This window comes from Pseudoalteromonas sp. S2893 (genome assembly GCF_005887105.1).
GTDB lineage: Bacteria > Pseudomonadota > Gammaproteobacteria > Enterobacterales > Alteromonadaceae > Pseudoalteromonas > Pseudoalteromonas atlantica.
In genome coordinates this window covers 16,068-37,662 of sequence record NZ_PNCY01000028.1, presented here as the reverse complement: position 1 = coordinate 37,662, position 21,595 = coordinate 16,068, and the positions used below count along the sequence as shown (strand labels likewise).

General features: G+C 40.8%; 17 protein-coding genes. 10 read left to right on the top strand and 7 right to left on the bottom strand.

Annotated elements, in window-relative coordinates; all coding sequences use genetic code 11:
• Positions 1-3: 3 nt before the first annotated feature.
• The 4 genes from yidC to rpmH all read right to left on the bottom strand — a co-directional run bounded on the left by yidC (position 4) and on the right by rpmH (position 2,615).
• Positions 4-1,638, bottom strand: coding sequence for a membrane protein insertase YidC (gene yidC, locus CWC04_RS13160; RefSeq protein ID WP_024032130.1), 1,635 nt, complete (start codon positions 1,636-1,638; stop codon positions 4-6).
• A gap of 8 nt (positions 1,639-1,646) precedes the next feature.
• Positions 1,647-1,922 carry a membrane protein insertion efficiency factor YidD gene (yidD, locus tag CWC04_RS13155; RefSeq protein WP_004588061.1) on the bottom strand — a complete coding sequence of 92 codons (276 nt, stop codon included), beginning with the start codon at positions 1,920-1,922 and terminating at the stop codon, positions 1,647-1,649.
• A gap of 125 nt (positions 1,923-2,047) precedes the next feature.
• The gene (gene rnpA, locus CWC04_RS13150; protein WP_029772813.1) at positions 2,048-2,473 is read right to left on the bottom strand and encodes a ribonuclease P protein component; all 426 of its coding nucleotides are present in this window, start codon (positions 2,471-2,473) and stop codon (positions 2,048-2,050) included.
• Positions 2,474-2,480: 7 nt separating this feature from the next.
• Positions 2,481-2,615, bottom strand: coding sequence for a 50S ribosomal protein L34 (gene rpmH, locus CWC04_RS13145; RefSeq protein WP_004335215.1), 135 nt, complete (start codon positions 2,613-2,615; stop codon positions 2,481-2,483).
• A gap of 616 nt (positions 2,616-3,231) precedes the next feature.
• Between rpmH and dnaA the strand changes: the two genes are divergently transcribed.
• The 8 genes from dnaA to CWC04_RS13100 all read left to right on the top strand — a co-directional run bounded on the left by dnaA (position 3,232) and on the right by CWC04_RS13100 (position 13,888).
• Positions 3,232-4,623 (top strand): chromosomal replication initiator protein DnaA, encoded by a 1,392-nt coding sequence (gene dnaA / locus CWC04_RS13140; RefSeq protein ID WP_004588059.1) that lies wholly within the window; start codon positions 3,232-3,234, stop codon positions 4,621-4,623.
• Between the two features lie 13 nt (positions 4,624-4,636).
• On the top strand, positions 4,637-5,740 hold the full coding sequence (gene dnaN / locus CWC04_RS13135) for a DNA polymerase III subunit beta (protein ID WP_029772814.1): 1,104 nt from the start codon (positions 4,637-4,639) through the stop codon (positions 5,738-5,740).
• 14 nt (positions 5,741-5,754) lie between these two features.
• Positions 5,755-6,849: a DNA replication/repair protein RecF gene (gene recF, locus CWC04_RS13130; RefSeq protein ID WP_024032132.1), complete on the top strand. Its 1,095-nt coding sequence runs from the start codon at positions 5,755-5,757 to the stop codon at positions 6,847-6,849.
• Positions 6,850-6,861: 12 nt separating this feature from the next.
• On the top strand, positions 6,862-9,288 hold the full coding sequence (gene gyrB / locus CWC04_RS13125; RefSeq protein ID WP_138685633.1) for a DNA topoisomerase (ATP-hydrolyzing) subunit B: 2,427 nt from the start codon (positions 6,862-6,864) through the stop codon (positions 9,286-9,288).
• A gap of 140 nt (positions 9,289-9,428) precedes the next feature.
• Positions 9,429-10,331, top strand: a complete 903-nt coding sequence (gene glyQ / locus CWC04_RS13120) for a glycine--tRNA ligase subunit alpha (protein WP_004588055.1) — start codon at positions 9,429-9,431, stop codon at positions 10,329-10,331.
• A gap of 2 nt (positions 10,332-10,333) precedes the next feature.
• Complete coding sequence (glyS, locus tag CWC04_RS13115) at positions 10,334-12,403, top strand: glycine--tRNA ligase subunit beta (protein WP_004588054.1); 2,070 nt, start codon at positions 10,334-10,336, stop codon at positions 12,401-12,403.
• Between the two features lie 72 nt (positions 12,404-12,475).
• Entirely contained in the window at positions 12,476-12,925 is a 450-nt protein-coding gene (locus CWC04_RS13110; protein ID WP_138685632.1) for an early set domain-containing protein, read from the top strand.
• A 438-nt stretch (positions 12,926-13,363) separates the two neighbouring features.
• Complete coding sequence (locus CWC04_RS13100; RefSeq protein ID WP_138685640.1) at positions 13,364-13,888, top strand: REP-associated tyrosine transposase; 525 nt, start codon at positions 13,364-13,366, stop codon at positions 13,886-13,888.
• Between the two features lie 123 nt (positions 13,889-14,011).
• On the opposite strand, the gene tusA is transcribed toward CWC04_RS13100, so the two are convergent.
• From tusA to fadB, 3 genes are all read right to left on the bottom strand, one after another.
• Positions 14,012-14,251, bottom strand: a complete 240-nt coding sequence (gene tusA / locus CWC04_RS13095; protein WP_004588051.1) for a sulfurtransferase TusA — start codon at positions 14,249-14,251, stop codon at positions 14,012-14,014.
• Positions 14,252-14,500: 249 nt separating this feature from the next.
• Entirely contained in the window at positions 14,501-15,670 is a 1,170-nt protein-coding gene (gene fadA, locus CWC04_RS13090) for an acetyl-CoA C-acyltransferase FadA (RefSeq protein ID WP_004588050.1), read from the bottom strand.
• 4 nt (positions 15,671-15,674) lie between these two features.
• Complete coding sequence (gene fadB / locus CWC04_RS13085) at positions 15,675-17,834, bottom strand: fatty acid oxidation complex subunit alpha FadB (protein WP_138685631.1); 2,160 nt, start codon at positions 17,832-17,834, stop codon at positions 15,675-15,677.
• 295 nt (positions 17,835-18,129) lie between these two features.
• Between fadB and CWC04_RS13080 the strand changes: the two genes are divergently transcribed.
• Both CWC04_RS13080 and pepQ read left to right on the top strand, forming a co-directional pair.
• On the top strand, positions 18,130-20,016 hold the full coding sequence (locus CWC04_RS13080; protein WP_138685630.1) for a transglycosylase SLT domain-containing protein: 1,887 nt from the start codon (positions 18,130-18,132) through the stop codon (positions 20,014-20,016).
• 184 nt (positions 20,017-20,200) lie between these two features.
• Complete coding sequence (gene pepQ, locus CWC04_RS13075; protein ID WP_004588047.1) at positions 20,201-21,523, top strand: Xaa-Pro dipeptidase; 1,323 nt, start codon at positions 20,201-20,203, stop codon at positions 21,521-21,523.
• Positions 21,524-21,595 lie beyond the last annotated feature (72 nt).

Sequence of the window (21,595 nt, the reverse complement as noted above, 5' to 3'; positions counted from 1 at the left end):
AAGCTAGCCTCTTACTTTTATACCTTGCTTTTCCATGCCACGGTAGATGATAAGCATCTGGACAATAGAAATAAGGTTAGACACTAACCAGTAAAGTACTAAACCAGATGGGAACCATAAGAAGAATACAGAGAAGATAACCGGCATAAAGGTCATCATTTTTTGCTGCATTGGATCGGTAACCGTCATTGGTTGTAGTTTTTGCGTCACAAACATACTTGCACCAAATAATATTGGTAATACGTAGTATGGGTCTTTTGTAGAAAGGTCAGTTAGCCAAAGAATGAACTCTGCATGGCGCAGCTCTGTTGATTCTAAGAATACGTAAAATAGCGCTAAGAAAATTGGCATTTGTAGCAAAATAGGGAAACAGCCACCCATAGGGTTAACTTTTTCTTTTTTGTACATTTCCATAGTAGCTTGGCCGAACTTTTGACGGTCATCACCATATTTTTCTTTTAGTGCAGCCATTTTTGGCTGAAGGGCACGCATTTTAGCCATTGACGTGTATTGCGCTTTAGTCAGTGGGTACATTAACGATTTAACGATAATAGTGATGGCAATAATAGCGACACCCCAGTTACCTAAAATGCTGTGTAACCATTTAAGAAGTACAAATAAAGGCTGCGAAATAAACCATAACCAACCGTAATCTACAGTTAAGTCTAAATCTGGGTGAATCGCTTCAAGAATATCTGACTCTTTAGGACCCATGTAGTAAGTCGCATTAAGAGTTTGCTCGCTGCCGGCTTGTACATTTATAGGCGCTGCTTTTGTACCAATAATAGCGGCATTACTTTTAGTAATTAAGCTGTAAAGCGTGTGTGTTTCGTCTTGCTTAGGTACCCATGCACTTACAAAGTAATGCTGAATAAATGCAACGTAACCGCCTTGGGTGTTTTTATTTAGGTTTTTGTCAGCCATATCTGAAAAGCTGTATTTTTCGTACGACTCTTCATCAGTACCGTAAGCTGCACCTAAATAGTTTTGATCTACTAAGCTGCCTTTTTCTTGTACGGTACGCTTAATTTGCGTGTATAGCTGTACTTGCACTGGCGCACTTGTCGCATTATTTACTGTGTACTCTAGGCCTACATCGTATTGACCTTTTTTAAATACGTATGTTTTAGTGAAGCTAACGCCATTACTATCAACATAGGTAAGTGGTACACGTAGCTCATCACCGCTTAGCGTGTAGGCTTTTTGCGTTGCTTGGTAAGTAGGGCGACCATTCGCTGATGCGTCTGGGCCATTTAAACCAATTAAACCACTTTGTGAGAAGTATTGATTGCCATCAAACTCGCCTAGAAGCATAAATGGTGTTTCTTCACCTTTTACTTCTTCGTATTGGAGTAAGTCTGCTTCAACAATGTCACCGCCTTTGGTGTCTATTTTTACTTTGAAAACGTCAGTCGTAATGTCAATAACTGAACGCTTAGCAGCGGTAGCCGAAGCAGGTAAACCTGAATCTGACGATGACGGTATATAATCATCTGACTCTGGTGACGTTGTGTTTAGTGTTTGTGTAGTGGCACTAGGATCGGCTTTAGGTGTGTTGTAGTCATTATTCCATTCTTGAAATAATAAAAACGACACTAACATTAAACCGATTAATAAAAACGTGCGTTGCGATTCCATAACAGCTCTTATTTCTCGTGTTGGTGGTTAATACGGGTTAATTTTTCAGGAACGGGGTCTTCTCCGCCTGAATGTAAAGGGTGGCATTTTAATATGCGTTTAAGTGCTAACCAACTCCCTTTTACAAATCCATGCAAATTAATTGCTTGAATAGCGTAATGAGAGCAGCTTGGATTAAAACGACAATGCGGGCCTAGTAGTGGGCTTATCCACATTTGATAACCGCGGATAAATAACACTAAACAACGCTTTGGAATAGCAACAAGTGGTTTAAGTAACCTCATGGTGTTTATACCCCTGCGTATATTTAGTGAATAGATACCATGTATTTAAAGGCTCAATTAGAGATTTTAAACGCATGATTAAAAGGTGAGCTAAAGATACCCTAATTAACCCTGCAATTCTATTGCTATCGGGTTTGTTTATTAGATTTAGCTGATTTGTTTGGGCGTTTTTTAAAAGGTGGTGGTTTAGGTGCACCAGGTTTGCAGCGTTCATTTATTTTACGCCACAGCTTTGTAAGTTGTTTGGTTATTTCTTCGTTAGACTGCTCATCAATACCACTTTTTACCATAAGCACAATATCGATATTATCGATGGTGTGTTGATTTAAACGAAAACTTTCGCGAGCGAGTCGTTTAATACGGTTACGTTGGCATGCCTTTTTTACACGTTTTTTAGCAACAGTGAGTCCTAACCTAGGTTTATCTTGGTCATTAGGTTTAGCTAAAAGAGTAAATAAAGGAGTTGCAGCCCGAGCGGGTTCGTTAAATATGCGAGAGTAATGCGAGGGAGTTAACAGACGTAACTCCCTGCCAAAGCTAAAGTCTTCCACTTATATATTAAGCAGAAAGAACTTTGCGGCCTTTAGCGCGGCGACGTGCTAATACTTTACGGCCATTTACAGTTGCCATGCGAGCACGGAAGCCGTGTGCACGTTTGCGTTTTAAAACGCTAGGTTGAAAAGTTCTTTTCATAACAATCTCATCCGATCGGTTAAAGTTAAAACATCCTATGCAGGTCGCGATCCTGGCACAGGTGCCATTGCGAGCGCGAGATATTATAGATTAAGCACTTTAAAGTCAATCATAATTGCGCTGTAAACACCGTGTTTATTACATTTTTTGTACGCTAGCTTGATATTTATGGATTAATTTTAAAGCAAAATGGTCTGCTTTTGCGCAAAAAGGCGAATTAATGGCCGAGAGTGACTTAAAGAATGTGGATCGTAATAAAGTAGGGTGATCAACTAGGATCATCATAATTAAGAAGTTTTCCACAGCTGGTGTTTAAAAAGTGAATAAAAGCATGGGAAAACTCATTTAGATCGTAAAATTGGTTCGCGATCTCAGTGTGTTTTTGTTATGATCTGTTATCAGGCTTTAAAATAAAAGTCGCTATAAATCAGTCTGTTAAGATATTTATACACTGATATCAACAATTTTATAAAAATCAATCTTTTACTTGTGGATAAAGTGCCTTCATAATACCCGGTCTTGGGTCGGGTAGCTGGCCAATTGAACGCAATAAATGCATGATTTTTAATCATTATTGATGTGCGGGAATAAAAATTATACCTCTGGGAGTTTAACTGTGTATCTGTCGGTTTGGCAAAGTTGTTTATATGTATTGCAAGATGAGTTGCCTTCGCAACAATTCAGTATGTGGGTAAGACCACTACAAGCAGAAAGTACCGAAGATACCTTAACGATTTACGCACCTAATCGCTTTGTTCTTGATTGGGTAAGAGAAAAGTATTTAAACCGTATTAATGAGTTACTGGTAGAAATTTGTGGTGATGAAGCGCCCGAATTACGTTTTGATGTAGGTAGTAAACCACTACTAAATACTCAAGCGGCGGCGCCAAGTGTCGAAGCCCCTGCATCACCTAGTTCACAGGCACCTGCTAAACAGCAACCTGTAGAACAAAAAGCAGCAGTAGAGCCTGCGCCTAAATCAGGCTATAAATCTAATATAAAAGATAACTATACCTTTGACAGCTTTGTTGAGGGTAAATCTAACCAGCTAGCAAAAGCGGCTGCAACACAAGTTGCAGATAACCCTGGCTCAGCCTTTAACCCGGTATTTATTTACGGTGGCACTGGCTTAGGTAAAACTCACTTATTACATGCAGTAGGTAATGGCATTATGGCTAACAAGCCCGATGCTAAAATTGTTTACATGCATTCTGAGCGTTTTGTGCAAGACATGGTAAAAGCACTACAAAATAACGCCATTGAAGAATTTAAACGTTATTACCGTAGTGTTGATGCGCTAATGATTGATGATATTCAATTTTTTGCTAATAAAGAGCGCTCACAAGAAGAATTTTTTCATACCTTTAATGCATTATTAGAAGGTAATCAGCAAATTATTTTAACCTCTGACCGCTACCCAAAAGAAATTGAGGGCGTAGAAGACAGGCTTAAATCACGATTTGGTTGGGGTTTAACGATTGCTATAGAGCCGCCAGAGCTTGAAACGCGCGTTGCCATTTTGATGAAAAAAGCGCAGCAGAGTAAAATTAATTTACCGCACGAAGTCGCTTTTTTTATCGCTAAAAAATTACGCTCAAACGTACGTGAATTAGAAGGTGCGCTTAACCGTGTAATAGCTAATGCTAATTTTACCGGGCGTCCAATTTCTATCGACTTTGTAAAAGAAGCACTGCGCGATTTATTGGCACTACAAGATAAACTTGTCACTATAGACAACATACAGCGCACTGTGGCTGAGTATTATAGAATACGTGTGTCGGATCTGTTATCTAAGCGCCGTAGCCGCTCTATCGCGAGGCCGCGTCAGGTAGCTATGGCATTATCAAAAGAATTAACTAATCACAGCTTACCTGAGATTGGTGACGCATTTGGTGGACGTGACCACACCACGGTATTACATGCGTGTAGAAAGGTTAAATCACTTCGTGATGAAAGCCACGAAATAAAAGAAGATTATCAAAATTTAATAAGAACGTTGTCATCTTAGGGCTGACTTTATTATGCAAATAACCATTTCAAGAGAACAATTTTTAAAGCCATTAGTGCAAGTATCGGGTGCGATTGAACGTAAACATACGTTACCTATATTATCTAATGTATTGTTAGTGGTAGAAAACGGGCAACTTTCAATGACAGGCACAGACCTTGAAATTGAACTAGTTGCAGGTGTTTTTGTTGGTGATGATATTGCCGATACAAAGTTAACGCTACCTGCTAAAAAATTACTCGATATTTGTAAAAGCCTGCCTGATGGTTCTGAGCTTACATTGAGCTTACAAGAGCACCAACTGCTTTTAACCAGTGGTAAAAGCCGCTTTTCACTTACTACGCTTGCCGCGGAAGACTTTCCTAATTTAGAGCAGTGGGATGGCGAGGTTGAGTTTCAGCTAACGCGTTTAGAGTTACGTAAATTACTTGAAAGCACACATTTTTCAATGGCTAACCAAGACGTTCGCTATTACTTAAATGGCATGTCGTTTGAAGTAGATAATAGCGACATTAAAACAGTGGCCACCGATGGCCACCGTTTGGCAATAGCGCAAAAAGAATTAGGCCAATCGTTAAATACGCAGCGCCAATTAATAATACCGCGCAAAGGTGTGCAAGAAATTATGCGCCTTATGGTTGCCGATGAAGAATTAGTTACTATTCAATTTGGCGCTAACCATATTCGTATTATCGATGTGGAATTTACTTTTACAAGTAAGTTAGTAGATGGCCGCTTCCCTGATTACCGCCGCGTATTACCGCGTGGTGGAGATAAAGTAATTACCGCTAACCGTGAATGGTTACGTAATGCGTTTCAACGAGTGTCTATTTTATCTAACGAAAAATTTAGAGGTGTGCGTTTAAACCTCGCTAATGGCTTACTTAAAATTACGGCTAATAACCCTGAGCAAGAAGAGGCTGAGGAAATAGTAGAAGTAATGTATGAGGGTGATGAGCTAGAAATTGGTTTTAATGTATCGTATGTATTAGATGTACTAAATACATTAAAAACAGAAGATGTACTATTTACATTAGCAGATTCAAACAGCAGCGCACTTATTGAAGGTGCGGGCGATGAAGAAGCGATGTACGTGGTTATGCCTATGCGATTATAAGATACCCATTATAAATGAGTTTAAGTCACTTGAGCCTCAAGTATTTTCGTAATATTGAGGCACTGACGCTAGAACCAGTCAACGGCGTTAATATAATTTATGGTGAAAACGGCAGCGGAAAAACCAGCCTTTTAGAGGCTATTTATTACCTTTCTCACGGCAAATCTTTTCGAACACCTAAACATAAAAGTATTATTCAACATCAGCAAGATCAGTTTGTAATACATGGCCGCAAAGCGCTACACGACTTGTCTATTCCTATTGGAATTAGTAAAACCCAAAGTGGTGAAACTAATTTAAAAATACAAGGCAAAGCCAGTAGAAAAATCTCTGAACTTGCACAGTTAATGCCTGTGCAAATTATTACACCCGAAAGCTATTCATTGTTTTTTGGTGGCCCGAAAGAGCGACGTAAGTTTTTAGATTTGGGTTTGTTCCACGTGGAACATGAGTTTTTTTATTTATGGCAATCGTTTAATAAAGTGCTTAAACAACGCAATGCATTATTAAAAAGTAAGCCAAAGAATTATTTTGACCAAATTAGGTTTTGGGACAAAGAATTTGTTAGACTGGCAGAACAAATAAATAAATTAAGAATGGCGTATATAAGTAGGTTTAAGCAGCAGTTTTTTGATAAAATGTGTGCAGAATTAACGCTTATACGCGATTTAGAAATCAACTTTAATGCAGGCTGGAAAGACAGTGAGTCTTTGAGTGATGCATTAGAGCAAAACTTTGAGCGAGACGCTCGCCAAGGTTTTACAAGTAAAGGCCCTCATAAGGCCGATTTTAGTTTTAGTGTCGCTGGCAACAGTGTAGAGAATACGTTTTCACGCGGTCAATTGAAGTTATTGCTTTATGCGTTAAAAGTAACGCAAAATAGTTTAATTGAGTCAGAGACAGATAAGCAATCTATATTGCTAATAGATGATCTACCTTCAGAGTTAGGCGAGGATACAAAAGAGAAAGTGGGACAATTATTGGCTCATTGCAGTTCTCAAATTTTTATTTCTTCAATTTTGTCTGAAAGTATTTCTGCTGTGGTGGAACCCATGCAACGAGAACTACAAATGTTCCACGTGAAACATGGCAACCTAATAACAAGATAAGTGGGATTAACCATGTCTGAGAATTATGATTCGTCGAGTATTAAAGTACTTAAAGGATTAGACGCAGTAAGAAAGCGTCCTGGAATGTATATAGGGGACACCGATGATGGCACAGGCTTACACCACATGGTGTTTGAGGTCGTTGATAACTCTATCGATGAAGCCTTAGCAGGTCATTGTGATGATATTTATGTAACGATTCACTTAGACGGTTCAGTCTCTGTAAGAGATAACGGTCGTGGTATCCCAACTTCTATCCATGAAGAAGAAGGTGTGTCTGCTGCCGAGGTTATCATGACGGTACTTCATGCCGGTGGTAAGTTTGATGATAACTCTTATAAAGTATCTGGTGGCTTACATGGTGTTGGTGTATCGGTAGTAAATGCATTATCAGAAAAACTAACTCTTACTATTCGTCGTGAAGGCAAATTGCACGAGCAAACTTACAGCATGGGCGTACCTAACGCTCCATTAGCTGTTATTGGCGATGCTGACACTACGGGTACTGAACTGCGTTTTTGGCCAAGTGGCGAAACATTTACAAACCTTGATTTTCATTACGATATTTTAGCCAAGCGTTTACGTGAGCTATCGTTTTTGAACTCTGGTGTAAGCATCATCTTATCTGATGAACGCGAAGAAAATAAAACCGACCACTTTAAATATGATGGCGGTATTCAAGCGTTTGTTGAATACTTAAACCGCAATAAAACACCTGTACATAAAGGTGTATTCCATTTTACTCACGAGCGTGAAGAAGATGGTATTAGCGTTGAAGTTTCAATGCAGTGGAACGATGGCTTCCAAGAAAACATTTACTGTTTTACTAATAACATTCCACAACGTGATGGTGGTACTCACTTAGCCGGCTTTAGATCTGCGCTAACACGTACACTTAATAACTACATGGAAAAAGAAGGCTTTAACAAAAAAGCTAAAACAACCAGTAATGCAACGGGCGATGATGCGCGTGAAGGCTTAACTGCGGTTGTAAGTGTTAAAGTACCTGATCCTAAGTTCTCATCACAAACTAAAGACAAGCTAGTATCAAGCGAAGTTAAATCTGCGGTTGAGCAAGCAATGGCTGAAAAGTTTTCTGATTTCTTATTAGAAAACCCAATGGATGCCAAAATTGTTGTTGGTAAAATTATTGATGCAGCACGAGCACGTGAAGCGGCCCGTAAAGCCCGCGAAATGACTCGTCGTAAAGGCGCTATGGATTTAGCAGGTTTACCTGGTAAATTAGCTGACTGCCAAGAAAAAGACCCATCATTATCTGAACTATACATAGTGGAGGGTGACTCAGCTGGCGGTTCAGCCAAGCAGGGTCGTAATCGTAAAAACCAAGCAATTTTGCCACTTAAAGGTAAAATCTTGAACGTAGAGAAAGCACGCTTTGATAAGATGCTTTCTTCACAAGAAGTAGCAACGCTAATAACAGCCCTAGGTTGTGGTATTGGCCGTGATGAATATGACCCAGAAAAACTACGTTACCACAGCATCATTATCATGACCGATGCGGACGTGGATGGTTCTCACATTCGTACATTGCTACTAACATTCTTCTATCGCCAAATGCCAGAAATTGTTGAGCGTGGTTATATTTACATTGCACAACCGCCACTTTATAAAGTGAAAAAAGGTAAGCAAGAGCGTTATATTAAAGACGATCCTGCACTTGTAGAGTACCTAACATCACTTGCACTAAATAATGCAGCGCTTTACACAAGCGAAGATGCAAGTGCAATTGAAGGTGAAGCGCTTGAGCAAATAGTACAAGATTACCAAAACACAGTTAAAGTCATTGAGCGCTTAAAACGTAAATACCCTAACACGGTAATGGAACGTTTGATTTACCAAAGCGAGTTAAAAGTAGAAGACTTATCTAACGAAGCTAAGGTAATTGAGTGGACTAAAGAGCTTGTTGATGACTTAGTTGAACGTGATGAAGATGCGACAATTTTCCACGCTGGAACAGAGCATGATGCAGAGCGCAACTTGTACTTCCCGGTTGTGAATATTCGTCAGCACGGTGTGGATAAAGCACACGTATTACACTACGACTTTATTGCATCACGTGACTACCAACGCATTGCTGTTACTGGCACGAAGATCGCAAACATCTTAAAAGAAGGCGCATATGTTCAACGTGGTGAGAAAACAAAACCTGTTGATAACTTTGTGGATGCTTTGGAATGGTTGATCGCAGAATCTAAGCGCGGGATCTATATTCAGCGCTATAAAGGATTAGGCGAAATGAACCCTAGCCAACTGTGGGAAACCACAATGGATCCTAGCGCTCGTCGTATGTTACAAGTAACAATTGAAGATGCTGTAGCGGCAGATCAATTGTTTGCAACATTAATGGGCGATCAAGTTGAGCCTCGTCGTGAGTTTATAGAAACCAACGCACTTCGCGTAGTTAACTTAGACGTGTAAAAAATTATACTTACATCTTAAAAGGAGCCTAATGGCTCCTTTTTTATTTTAACAACCGCACAAACTGCTTAAAACCTGCGTGTGCACAAGGTATACTGAGGGTAATTTTCACGCTACTTTCAGATAGTAAAAAGCCAAATATGCAAAAATATGACGTTAAAACCTTTCAAGGTTTGATCCTGGCTTTACAGGATTATTGGGCGCAGCAAGGCTGTGTCATTATTCAACCACTTGATATGGAAGTGGGCGCAGGGACATTTCACCCGCAAACATTCTTAAAATCTATTGGCCCTGAGCCAATGTCGAGCGCATACGTACAACCGTGTCGCCGTCCTACCGATGGCCGCTACGGCGAAAACCCAAACCGCTTACAGCATTACTACCAATTTCAGGTAGTTTTAAAGCCATCACCAGATAACATTCAAGAGCTTTACTTAGGCTCACTAGAAGCGATGGGAATTGATACCCTAACGCACGAAGTACGCTTTGTAGAAGATAACTGGGAATCGCCAACACTAGGCGCATGGGGCTTAGGTTGGGAGATTTGGCTAAACGGTATGGAAGTAACGCAGTTTACTTACTTTCAGCAAGTAGGGGGCTTAGAATGCTCTCCTGTAACCGGTGAAATTACTTACGGCCTAGAGCGTTTAGCAATGTACATTCAAGGTGTAGACAGTATATACGACCTAGTATGGGCAGACGGTCCATTAGGGCGTGTAACTTACGGCGATGTATTCCATCAAAATGAAGTAGAACAATCTACTTACAACTTTGAACACGCAAACGTAGATGACTTATTTGCACAGTTTGATAAATGTGAAGCTGAGAGCCAAAAGCTAATAGAAGCAAATTTACCACTACCTGCTTACGAGCAAGTAATGAAAGCATCGCACGCGTTTAACTTACTCGATGCGCGTCATGCAATCTCAGTAACCGAACGTCAGCGTTATATTTTACGCGTTCGAGCGTTATCAAAAGCGTGTGCACAAAGCTATTACGATGCACGTGAAGCGCTTGGTTTCCCGCTGTGTAAGGATAAGTAAGCATGTCAGCACAAAATTTATTAGTAGAAATTGGCACCGAAGAGCTGCCACCAAAAGCACTGCGCAAATTAGCAGAAGCCTTTGCCGCAAACTTAACTGCAGAGCTTGAAACACTAGAGCTTGGGCATGAAGGCGTAAGCTGGTATGCATCACCTCGTCGTTTAGGTTTACAAGTAAAAGCGCTTGAAGCAAAGCAGCAAGATAAAGAAGTAGAAAAGCGTGGCCCTGCAACTAAAGCAGCGTTCGATAGCGAAGGTAACCCAACTAAAGCAGCAATGGGTTGGGCACGTGGTTGTGGTATTGACGTAAGTGAAGCACAAACTCTTGAGACCGATAAAGGCGCTTGGCTTTTACATATTGCTAAAGTAGCAGGACAAGAAACCAAAACGCTGATGAGCGATGCCATTGCAAAGTCGTTAGCAAAGCTGCCAATACCTAAGCCAATGCGTTGGGGCGCAAATAAAACACAATTTATTCGCCCAGTTCATACCGTAACTATTTTATTTGGTGATGAACTTATTGAAGGCGAAATTTTAGGTAAGCAAGTAACTAATCAGTTACAAGGCCACCGTTTTCATCATCCAGAAAAAATCACCATTAACCATGCAGATGACGTGTTCGACGTATTAAAATCAGCCTACGTTATTGCTGATTACGAACAACGTAAAGCGCAAATCCGTGCACAAATAGAAGAAGCGGCAAGCGCAGTGAATGCGGTTGTTGCAATGGATGAAGACTTATTAGAAGAAGTTACTTCACTAGTAGAATGGCCAGTAACGTTAACGGCAACATTTGAAGAAGCATTTTTAGATGTACCTGCCGAAGCGCTAATTTACACCATGAAGGATGATCAAAAATACTTCCCGCTATTAGATCAAAACGGCAAACTTTTAAATAAGTTTTTGTTTGTATCTAACATCGAAAGTAAAGATCCAAGTGTAGTTATATCTGGTAACGAAAAAGTAGTGCGCCCACGTTTAGCTGATGCGCAGTTCTTCTTTGAAACAGATAAAAAGAAAACTCTAGAAAGCCGCCTAGAATCACTCGATACTGTTTTATTCCAAAAGCAGTTGGGTACGCTTAAAGATAAATCTGTACGTATTAGCGAACTTGCCGGCTACATTGCAGAGCAACTAGGCGCCGACAAAGACCTTGCAAAACGTGCTGGCTTATTAAGTAAAACAGACTTAATGACCGAAATGGTAATGGAATTTACCGACGTGCAAGGTGTAATGGGTATGCACTATGCACGCTTTGATGGCGAAGCAGAAGATGTAGCTATTGCACAAAACGAGCAATACATGCCGCGTTTTGCAGGTGACAATTTACCTACAAACCTAATCAGCTGTGCAGTAGCAATTGCAGATAAGTTTGATACGCTGGTGGGTATTTTTGGTATAGGCCAAGCACCAAAAGGTGACAAAGACCCATTTGCACTTCGTCGAGCTGCCATTGGTGCACTGCGTATCATGGTAGAAAAAGAGCTACCGCTTGATATTTTAGACCTAGTAGCAAAAGCACAAACACTGTTTGGCGAAAAGCTTACTAACCTAAATGTATCAACCGACGTATTTGACTTTATGCTAGGGCGCTTCCGCGCATGGTATCAAGACGAAGGCATTGAAGTAGATGTTATTCAAGCAGTACTGGCACGTCGTCCTACTAAACCTACTGACTTTGACCGTCGTGTTAAAGCAGTAAGCCACTTCCGTACGTTAGACGCCGCAGAAGCGCTTGCAGCAGCGAATAAGCGTGTAGGTAACATACTAGCTAAAAATAACATTACCACTGAAGGTGATGTTGATGAGAGCCTATTAAGCGATGACGCTGAAAAAGTATTAGCATCACAAGTAGCAAAATTTGCAACTGAGCTTGCACCACTTTACGCCGATGGAAACTACCAAGAGGCATTAAGCCAATTGGCTGGTATTCGCCAAAGTGTTGATAACTTTTTTGACAACGTCATGGTTATGGCCGACGATGAAGCTGTAAAGCAAAATCGCCTCGCACTATTAAGCCAGTTAAGCCGCTTATTTTTAGATATTGCAGATATATCTGTACTACAAAAATAACACCGCTTAAGCCAATAAAAAGCCAGCGTATTGCTGGCTTTTTAGTTTTAACAGAACGAAGGAAACCCATTAATGATGCCAATGAAACGAATTTTAACGCTTGCCATAGCCGGCTTACTCACAGCGTGTACTAGCCAAGTGTCTATTAACGACGTACTGCCACAGCAAGAGCTGGATAAAACAGTTTACCTAAGAGGCGATTTTACGCTTTGGGATGCAGAGCCTCAGTACCAGTTTATGCCAGTAGGCGGCGCGCTTTACCAAGCAGAAGTTAAATTTAGTACCCCAGGTAAAGTGTACGAATTTAAAATAGCCGATGCCGACTTTAGTGAAGGCTATAACTGTGGCTACAGCGATACCCAACCAGCAGGACAAAAACTAACGCTCGGCCAACGCGTGCTTGCAGACTGTAATACTATTTATAATTACTTTAGTTACTCACCTGCAATAAAAGGCACATACATAGTAAGTATTGATTACAGTGACTATGATAAGCCGAAAGTGACGATAACGAAGAAGTAAGAGCTGTAAGCTATAAGCCGTCAGCTTTTAGCTGCCCGAGTGGGCTTATAGATTTGTGACAAGGACGTTGTAGGTTGGGTAGAGTGAAACGAAGCCCAACATATGCGGCGAATAGAACTGTGCTGGTGGTTATCAAATACGTTGGGTTTCGTAAAACTCAACCCAACCTACATCAATAATAATTTTTATTGACTGCTATAAATATACAATCAAATCAATGAGCTTAGTTAGTATTAATTACAGTCGTAAACCAAAAGCGCGATAAAAGATAAGTAGATTTTAAGTAGGTTGGGTAGAGTGAAACGAAACCCAACATATGCGGCGAATAGAACTGTGCTGGTGGTTATCAAATACGTTGAGTTACGTAAACTTGTCTTGATTATAATTAACAAAACTAATCTATACTCTTATTTATCTGTTTATTTTATGGATAAAAATATGCGTTATAAACGTATGTTAGAGGCGGGCGCATGTTATTTTTTTACGGTAAATTTAGAAGATAGATCTCAGCCTTTGCTTGTGGAAAATATAGAGTTATTACGCCGTGTATATTCAAAGGTGGCAAAAAAGCATCCAATAAAGACGATTGCAATTGTTATCATGCCCGATCATCTTCATGCTATTTGGCAATTACCTAAAGGTGATAGTAATTACGCAATGCGTTGGCGACTTATAAAATCAGGTTTTTCTCGAGAGCTGCCAGCAACAGAGTTTTGTAATAAAAGTCGAATAGCGAAAGGAGAGCGCGGGATTTGGCAGCGTCGCTATTGGGAACATAAAATTAGAGATGAAGAAGACTTAAATAATCATATTAATTATATTCACTACAACCCGGTGAAACATAACCATGTTATTAAAGTGAGTGATTGGCCATTTTCAAGCTTTCATCAATACGTTAAAAATTCAAAACTAAGCCAAGATTGGGAGTGCAATAATGATTCATACACTTTGTATGATGAATAAAATTTCGGTGTTATAAAACAAGTTGGGTTTCGTAAAACTCAACCCAACCTACATCTGGTTTAAGTTCTTAACGATGCGTTAAATATTCAAAAATAACCCAACTTACTAAACCAACTTTCAAACCTATAAACCTTTCTTCACCACATACCTATACGGTGCTTCATCGGCGTCTGTGGCCACCAGCGTGTGATCCATAAATGTACAAAAACTTGGAATATCGCGAGTGGTTGATGGGTCATCAGCGGTAATTAATAACGTTTCACCGTCGTTCATCTTACGAATTGCAGCGCGTAACATCATTACAGGTTCTGGGCAGCGTAGGCCCATGGCGTCTAATTGGTGATCGGGATTATCAAAGCTCATAAAAAGTTACCTGTAAAAATAGTCGCGGCTTGGTTTGGTCGGGTAGTTTAGCGCAATTAATCTGTTTGGTTAACTGTTTTGCATATAACGGGTAAGCGTAATACAGTAAAAAATAATCTGGTTTAAATTTAATACACCCGATCACATTATTCATATCAGCAATAAGCTGGTGGAATAAAAAAAGGCGAACTAACTTGCGCTAGTTCGCCTTTTTAATCACCAAGATGGTTTACATGTTGAAGTTAATACTTAGTCTTGAACACGTTCAAATACAGTCGCGATGCCTTGGCCTAAACCAATACACATAGTGGCTAGACCATATTTTGCATTTTTATCTTCCATTAAGTGAATAAGCGAGGTGCTAATACGCGAACCTGAACAACCTAGTGGGTGACCAAGTGCGATTGCGCCGCCGTTTAAATTCACTTTTTCATCAACCACGTCTGCTAAACCTAAGTCTTTAAGTACAGGCAGTGATTGTGCTGCAAATGCTTCGTTAAGCTCTGCTACGTCAATGTCATCAATAGTAATACCAGCTTGTGCAAGTGCTTTTTTACTTGCTGGTACTGGGCCGTAACCCATGATTGATGGATCGCAACCGGCAACAGCCATTGCTTTAACGCGTGCACGAATTGGTAAGCCAAGCTCTTTCGCTTTTTCTTCGCTCATTACTAACATGGCTGATGCGCCATCAGAAAGAGCAGAAGACGTACCCGCAGTAACCGAGCCAGAAGCCGGGTTAAATACTGGGCGAAGCTGAGATAAACCTTCAACCGTTGTTTCAGGGCGAATTACTTCATCATCTTCAACTAAAATTAAAGAGCCATCAGCTGCGTGACCTTCCATTGCTAAAATTTCGCGGCGGAAACGGCCTTCAACTGTTGCAGCATGTGCACGTTGATGTGAGCGGTATGCAAATTCGTCTTGCTGCTGGCGGCTAATTCCGTGAATAGTAGCAAGGTATTCAGCTGTTAAGCCCATAGAACCAGAAGCTTGTGCAATTGATGTAGCTAAGCCTGGGTGAAAATCGTTACCGTGAGTCATTGGAACGTGACCCATGTGCTCAACACCACCAATAAGGTAAGTGTCGCCAGCGCCTGTCATAATAGCGCGTGCTGCGTCATGCAATGCTTGCATTGACGAGCCACATAAACGGTTAACGGTTGTAGCAGGTACTGAGTGTGGAATACCTGCAAGCAGTGATGCGTTACGTGCAACGTTAAAGCCTTGCTCTAATGTTTGCTGTACACAGCCCCAATAAATATCGTCAATTGATGCAGGGTCAACTGCTGGGTTGCGCTCTAATAACCCTTTCATAAGGTGAGCACTTAAATCTTCTGCACGCTTGTTTTTAAATACGCCGCCTTTTGAGCGACCCATTGGTGTGCGGATACAATCTACAATTACTGGATTATTCATGATATTAACCTTCCACCTTATAGAAAACACGACCTTCTTCGGCCCATTTGCGAGTTTGCTCTGATACTTGGTAAATCGCACCTAGGTGAGCATATTTGTCTGCTGCTGCAACAAAGTTAGCTAAACCTGTTTGATCTAAGTAACGGAACGCGCCGCCTCTAAATGGAGGGAAACCAACGCCGTATACAAGGGCCATATCAGCTTCTTGAGGAGAAGCAACAATGCCTTCTTGTAAACAAAGAAGCACTTCGTTGATCATTGGGATCATACAACGGTCGATAATTTCTTGTTTATCAAATTCTTTCGGTGCATCAGTAATTGGCGCTAGTAGCTCAACTGCTGTTGCATCAGTTGATTTTTTAAGACGACCACGACGGTCTGTTTCGTACTTGTAAAAACCTGCTTTGTTCTTTTGACCAAAACGTTTTTCGTTAGCAAAAACAGTCACCGGATCTTTTTCTGCGCGTGCCATACGCTCAGGGAAGCCGTCAGCCATTACGCCAGTACAGTGATACGCCGTATCAATACCTACAACATCAAGCAGGTAAGCCGGGCCCATTGGCCAGCCAAATACGTTTTCCATTACTTTATCTACTTTTGCAAAGTTAGCGCCTTCAACAACTAATTTGCTAAAGCCTGCAAAGTAAGGGAATAAAACACGGTTTACAAAAAAGCCTGGGCAATCGTTTACAACAATGGGAGACTTGCCAAGTTTAAGCGCGTAATCAACAACTGCATTAATTGTTTTATCAGAGGTTTTTGCACCACGGATAATTTCTACTAATGGCATTTTTGGCACTGGGTTGAAAAAGTGCATACCACAGAAGTTTTCTGGTTTATCTAACGCTTCTGCAAGTAAGTCTATACAAATAGTCGATGTGTTTGATGTAAGTACTGTGTCTTCTGGCATGTTCTTTTCAAGGTCAGCTAATACCGCTTGCTTAACTTTAGGGTTTTCTACAACCGCTTCAACAATAATGTTGGCGTTTTGTAGGTCTGCATCGTTAAGCGTTGGCTTAATTTTACTAAGCGTTGCCAGCATTTTTTCCATTGGCATATGGCCGCGTTTAACTTTTGCACCCAGTAGTTTAGATGCTTCACCCATACCTAAATCAAGCGCATCCTGTTGGATGTCTTTCATTACAATTGGGGTACCTTTATAAGCAGACTGGTATGCAATACCGCCACCCATAATACCTGCGCCTAATACAGCCGCTTGTTTAATTTCTACATCGCTGTGCTTAGCAAGTTTGCGTGCTTTACCTTTAATAAACTGGTCATTTAAGAAAATACCGGTTTGCGCAGCTGCTTCGTTAGTGCGCGCAAGTTTTGCAAAGTTAGCATTTTCGATTGCCATTGCTTCATCGCGAGTACAGTTGGCCGCTGCTTTAATAGTGCGAACTGCCATAACCGGAGCAGGATAGTGGCCTTTGGTTTTACCCATTACCATACCTTCCGCCATCGCAAAGCTCATGCCTTGCTCAACACGGTTTAATTTAAGTGGCTGAAGTTTAACATCGCGCTTTGCCTGCCAATCTAGTTTGCCGGCAATTGCTAATTCAAGTGTTGCCAGGCTTGACTCTAAAAGTTTGTCAGCACTAACTACGGCGTCAAACGCACCTACTTTTAGGGCATCAGCGGCACGGTTTTCTTTGCCTGAGGTAATCCAAAGCATGGCGTTATCTGCGCCAATAATGCGTGGTAAGCGTACTGTGCCACCAAAACCAGGCATTATACCTAGTTTAACTTCTGGTAAGCCCATTTTAGCGGTTTCGCTTGCAACGCGATAATCGGTAGCAAGTGCCCACTCACAGCCGCCGCCAAGTGCCAAGCCATTTATAGCGCTAAGAGTTGGGAATGGTAAGTCTTCGATTGCGTCAAAAACGTCGGTTGCGTTTTTGATCCACGTTACTAATTCTTCTTCTGGTTTAGTAAATGTTGGTAAAAATTCGAAGATATCTGCACCAATAATAAAGTGATCTTTATCACTGGTGAAAATCATGCCTTTGATATCAGAATTAGACGCTAATTCTTTTAATGCTGCTGCACAATCTGAAAGAGTTTGCTGAGATAGTGTGTTTACAGAGCCTGCAACACAAAACTTAAACTCGGCGATGTTTTCCTTTAGGAAGCTAACTTCAAAGGAATCGCTTTTATATAACATTATTATTCTCCCTAGTTGACGAACTAAGACTGGTACGATGAGTTTGCATTTCGACCAGTGTGCTTGCTTTAAAATTAAAATGCAACGAAAAATTTAACTCGGTTACAAACGGTTGGTTAAAATATAGCTGGTTTGGTGCTAAGGTGTACTGGAATGTGATAAAGGTACTCATTAATTATTATGAGTGCGTAAATTAAATGTTGTTCATACTTTATTAAAGGCACTCTCATTATTGTTTTAGTGTCTCAAACTGGAAATTATTAACCCTGACAGGTCGTTAAACCTAAAGGATATTATGAAAAAATTTTTATTAAGCGCTGTGGCAGCTGCCTTTATTCTTCCTTTTAGTTCTGCCCAAGCGAGTATCGATAATGACGCGTTTTTAGATGCTGAAAAAAAAGTGCGCTATGGGAGCTACCAAGACTTTAAAGAAGCAATAAGCGGGTTAGACCACCCGCTAAAGCCGTATGTCGAAAAAACATATTGGCAACGCCATCCCAATTTTAAATACCAAAGCGAAATTGAAGATTACCTAACCATTTATGAACATACCCCGCTTGAGTGGCCGGTACGTAAAGCGTGGTTAGAGTATCTTGAAAAAAACAATAAAAAAGCAGCTTATATAAAAAACTACCGAGAAACGTCTAACGCGGCGCTAACATGCACGTTTTTAGATTTTCAGCTTGATTTAGGGGCGCCAGAAAAAGCCATTTTTAATCAGGTTACCGATTTATGGACGGTGGGTAAGTCGCAACCGAATGAATGCGACCCGCTATTTTCGCTTTGGCGCAAAAAAGGCTATTTAAATAATGAACTTATATGGAAGCGCATAACGCTTGCAGCGCAGGGCGGTACGCAAAGTTTACTCCCTTATTTAAAAACGTTGTTACCTAAAAACGAGCGTTACTTAGCCGATTTATACTTAAAAGTACGCCGCGACCCTAGTGCGGCCGCAGGCTTGTATCGTTATAAAACTAAGTCGGCAAAAGAAGCGCAAATAGCCATTTATGGTGTTAAGCGTTTAATTTGGCGCGATAAAGCGCTGGCTTTAAGAGCCTGGCAAAAGCTAGAAAAAATGTTTACCTACAGCGATGAAGAAAAAGCAGATTTATATTACACGTTTGCTTTATCACTTGCTTCAAGTGGGCATAAACAGGCCAGTTTTTGGCTTAATAAGGTGCCAAAAGCGCGACAAGACAGAAAGTTAATTCAGTGGCAACTTGGTAATATGCTTAAAACCCAAGACTGGGAAGGCATAGCGGCTTTTTTTACAGGTAAAGATGATTTAAGTTTAGGCCAGCAATATTGGCTTGCTTATAGCTATGCTAAGCGAGGCGAGCAACAAAAAGCAGACGAAATTTGGACTAAAGTGGCCGCTAACCGCGATTACTATGGTTTTTTAGCGGCAGCTCGATTAGGACTGCCGGTTGATTTAAACAATCAGCCTTTGCAGGTTGATCAAAAACTAGTAGAGAAGGTGAAGAATGCGCCGGGCTTTAAACGTGCAAAAGCACTTTACGAACTCGAGCGTTTTACCTCTGCACGCAGAGAATGGAATTACTTAACGAACACCTCTACTGATGAAGAAAAACTAGCTGCCTCAAAGGTTGCAGCGCAAAACAATTGGCACGATAACGTTATTTTCACGTTAGCTAAAATTAAAGCATGGGATTATGTTGAACTGCGTTTTCCGTTTGCATTTCAAGATATATTTGAGCGCTACAGTAAACGCAGCAAAATAGACCCCGCGTGGAGTATTGCAATTGCACGGCGCGAAAGCTCGTTTGCACCAGATGCGCGTTCGCATGCAAATGCGCGTGGTTTAATGCAATTGCTTCCTAGTACGGCAGAATACGTTAATAAAGCAAGGGTATCGAGTACGCGTTTGTACCAACCTAAAACCAATATACGCTTAGGTACTAGTTACTTGCAGTACTTAAAAAAGAAAAACAAAGGTAATGAAATACTTGCTACGGCATCTTATAACGCAGGGTATCATCGTATTAAACGCTGGTTACCTGACGAAGCCATACCAGCAGAGCTATGGGTTGAGCTGATCCCGTATAGAGAAACGCGAGATTACGTAAAAAACGTGTTTGCTTATCGCCAGGTTTATCACACCCGGATGGGACGAGAAGGAAACGTGCTCGCGCCGTTACTCAACATGAAAATGGGCGGGTAAATTATGTAATACTAATTGCCTAAAATATTTAGCCATTCTAGCGTGCTAAATAAAGGGCTAATAACGTAACACGATGGGTATAAGTATTAGGGGGATATTTACATGTTAAATATCCCCCTTTTTTGAGCGCTTTACGTTTAAGTGGTAGACTCAAAGCAAGTTAAATTTAACAGATGGATTAACAATGGATAAATTAGCCGTTTTATATGCAGAGCATATTGCCACATTACAACAACGTACGCGTACAATTTGTGACCGTGAAGGGCTCGAGGGTTTAGTTATTCACTCAGGCCAAGCTAAGCGCCAGTTTTTAGACGACATGTATTACCCATTTAAAGTTAATCCACACTTTAAAGCATGGCTTCCTGTTATTGATAATCCACATTGTTGGATTGTGGTAAATGGTAGCGATAAACCTAAGCTTATTTTTTACCGCCCAGTTGATTTTTGGCACAAAGTACCAGATGAGCCGCGTGATTTTTGGGCTGAGTACTTTGATATAGAATTATTGCTACAGCCTGATCAAGTTGAAAAACTATTACCTTACGATAAAGCTAAATACGCTTACATGGGCGAATACCTAGAGGTAGCGCAAGCGCTTGGCTTTAGTATTATGAACCCTGAGCCGGTACTTAACTATTTTCATTATAACCGCGCTTATAAAACGCAGTACGAGCTTGAATGTTTACGCCAAGCCAACCGCATTGCGGTAGATGGACATAAAGCAGCACGCGATACGTTTTATAATGGAGGTAGCGAATTTGATATTCAGCAAGCGTACCTTATGGCTACACGCCAAAGCGAAAACGAAATGCCGTATGGCAACATAGTAGCGCTTAACGAAAACTGCGCTATTTTGCATTACACACATTTTGAGCCAAAAGCACCGCTTACTCATAATTCGTTTTTAATCGATGCTGGCGCAAACTTTAATGGGTATGCCGCAGATATAACCCGTACGTACGATTTTAAAAAGCAGGGCGAGTTTGCTGAACTAGTACAAACTATGACGGCAATACAAATTGAGCTAGGCAACGCATTAAAGCCAGGCATGTTATATGGCGATTTACACGTTGATTGTCATAACCGTATTGCGCAAATTCTTAGCGACTTCAATATTGTAAACTTACCCGCAACAGAAATTGTGGAACGTAAAATTACCTCAACATTTTTCCCTCATGGCTTGGGCCATCACCTTGGCTTACAAGTGCACGATATGGGCGGCTTTATGCGTGATGATAAAGGCACCCACCAGCCATCGCCAGAAGGGCACCCATTCTTGCGTTGTACTCGTAAAATAGAGAAAAACCAAGTGTTTACTATTGAGCCAGGGCTTTACTTTATAGACTCATTATTAGGTGATTTAGCGCAAACCGACAGTAAGCAGTTTATTAACTGGGAAAAAATTGAGTCGTTAAAACCATACGGCGGTATTCGTATTGAAGACAATATTATTGTTCACGAAGACAGCCTAGAAAATATGACTCGTGATTTAGCGCTCGATTAAGCTAATAAAGACTAGCTCGCCAATACGCGCTAAAATACGCGAATGCAAAGGGGCCTTTTGGCCCCATTTTTA

Coding starts and splice junctions, on each gene's coding strand:
- yidC (WP_024032130.1), bottom strand. CDS start 1,638: ATGGAATCGCAACGCACGTTTTTATTAATCGGTTTAATGTTAGTGTCG.
- yidD (WP_004588061.1), bottom strand. CDS start 1,922: ATGAGGTTACTTAAACCACTTGTTGCTATTCCAAAGCGTTGTTTAGTG.
- rpmH (WP_004335215.1), bottom strand. CDS start 2,615: ATGAAAAGAACTTTTCAACCTAGCGTTTTAAAACGCAAACGTGCACAC.
- dnaN (WP_029772814.1), top strand. CDS start 4,637: ATGCAAATAACCATTTCAAGAGAACAATTTTTAAAGCCATTAGTGCAA.
- recF (WP_024032132.1), top strand. CDS start 5,755: ATGAGTTTAAGTCACTTGAGCCTCAAGTATTTTCGTAATATTGAGGCA.
- gyrB (WP_138685633.1), top strand. CDS start 6,862: ATGTCTGAGAATTATGATTCGTCGAGTATTAAAGTACTTAAAGGATTA.
- glyQ (WP_004588055.1), top strand. CDS start 9,429: ATGCAAAAATATGACGTTAAAACCTTTCAAGGTTTGATCCTGGCTTTA.
- glyS (WP_004588054.1), top strand. CDS start 10,334: ATGTCAGCACAAAATTTATTAGTAGAAATTGGCACCGAAGAGCTGCCA.
- CWC04_RS13110 (WP_138685632.1), top strand. CDS start 12,476: ATGATGCCAATGAAACGAATTTTAACGCTTGCCATAGCCGGCTTACTC.
- CWC04_RS13100 (WP_138685640.1), top strand. CDS start 13,364: ATGCGTTATAAACGTATGTTAGAGGCGGGCGCATGTTATTTTTTTACG.
- tusA (WP_004588051.1), bottom strand. CDS start 14,251: ATGAGCTTTGATAATCCCGATCACCAATTAGACGCCATGGGCCTACGC.
- fadA (WP_004588050.1), bottom strand. CDS start 15,670: ATGAATAATCCAGTAATTGTAGATTGTATCCGCACACCAATGGGTCGC.
- fadB (WP_138685631.1), bottom strand. CDS start 17,834: ATGTTATATAAAAGCGATTCCTTTGAAGTTAGCTTCCTAAAGGAAAAC.
- CWC04_RS13080 (WP_138685630.1), top strand. CDS start 18,130: ATGAAAAAATTTTTATTAAGCGCTGTGGCAGCTGCCTTTATTCTTCCT.
- pepQ (WP_004588047.1), top strand. CDS start 20,201: ATGGATAAATTAGCCGTTTTATATGCAGAGCATATTGCCACATTACAA.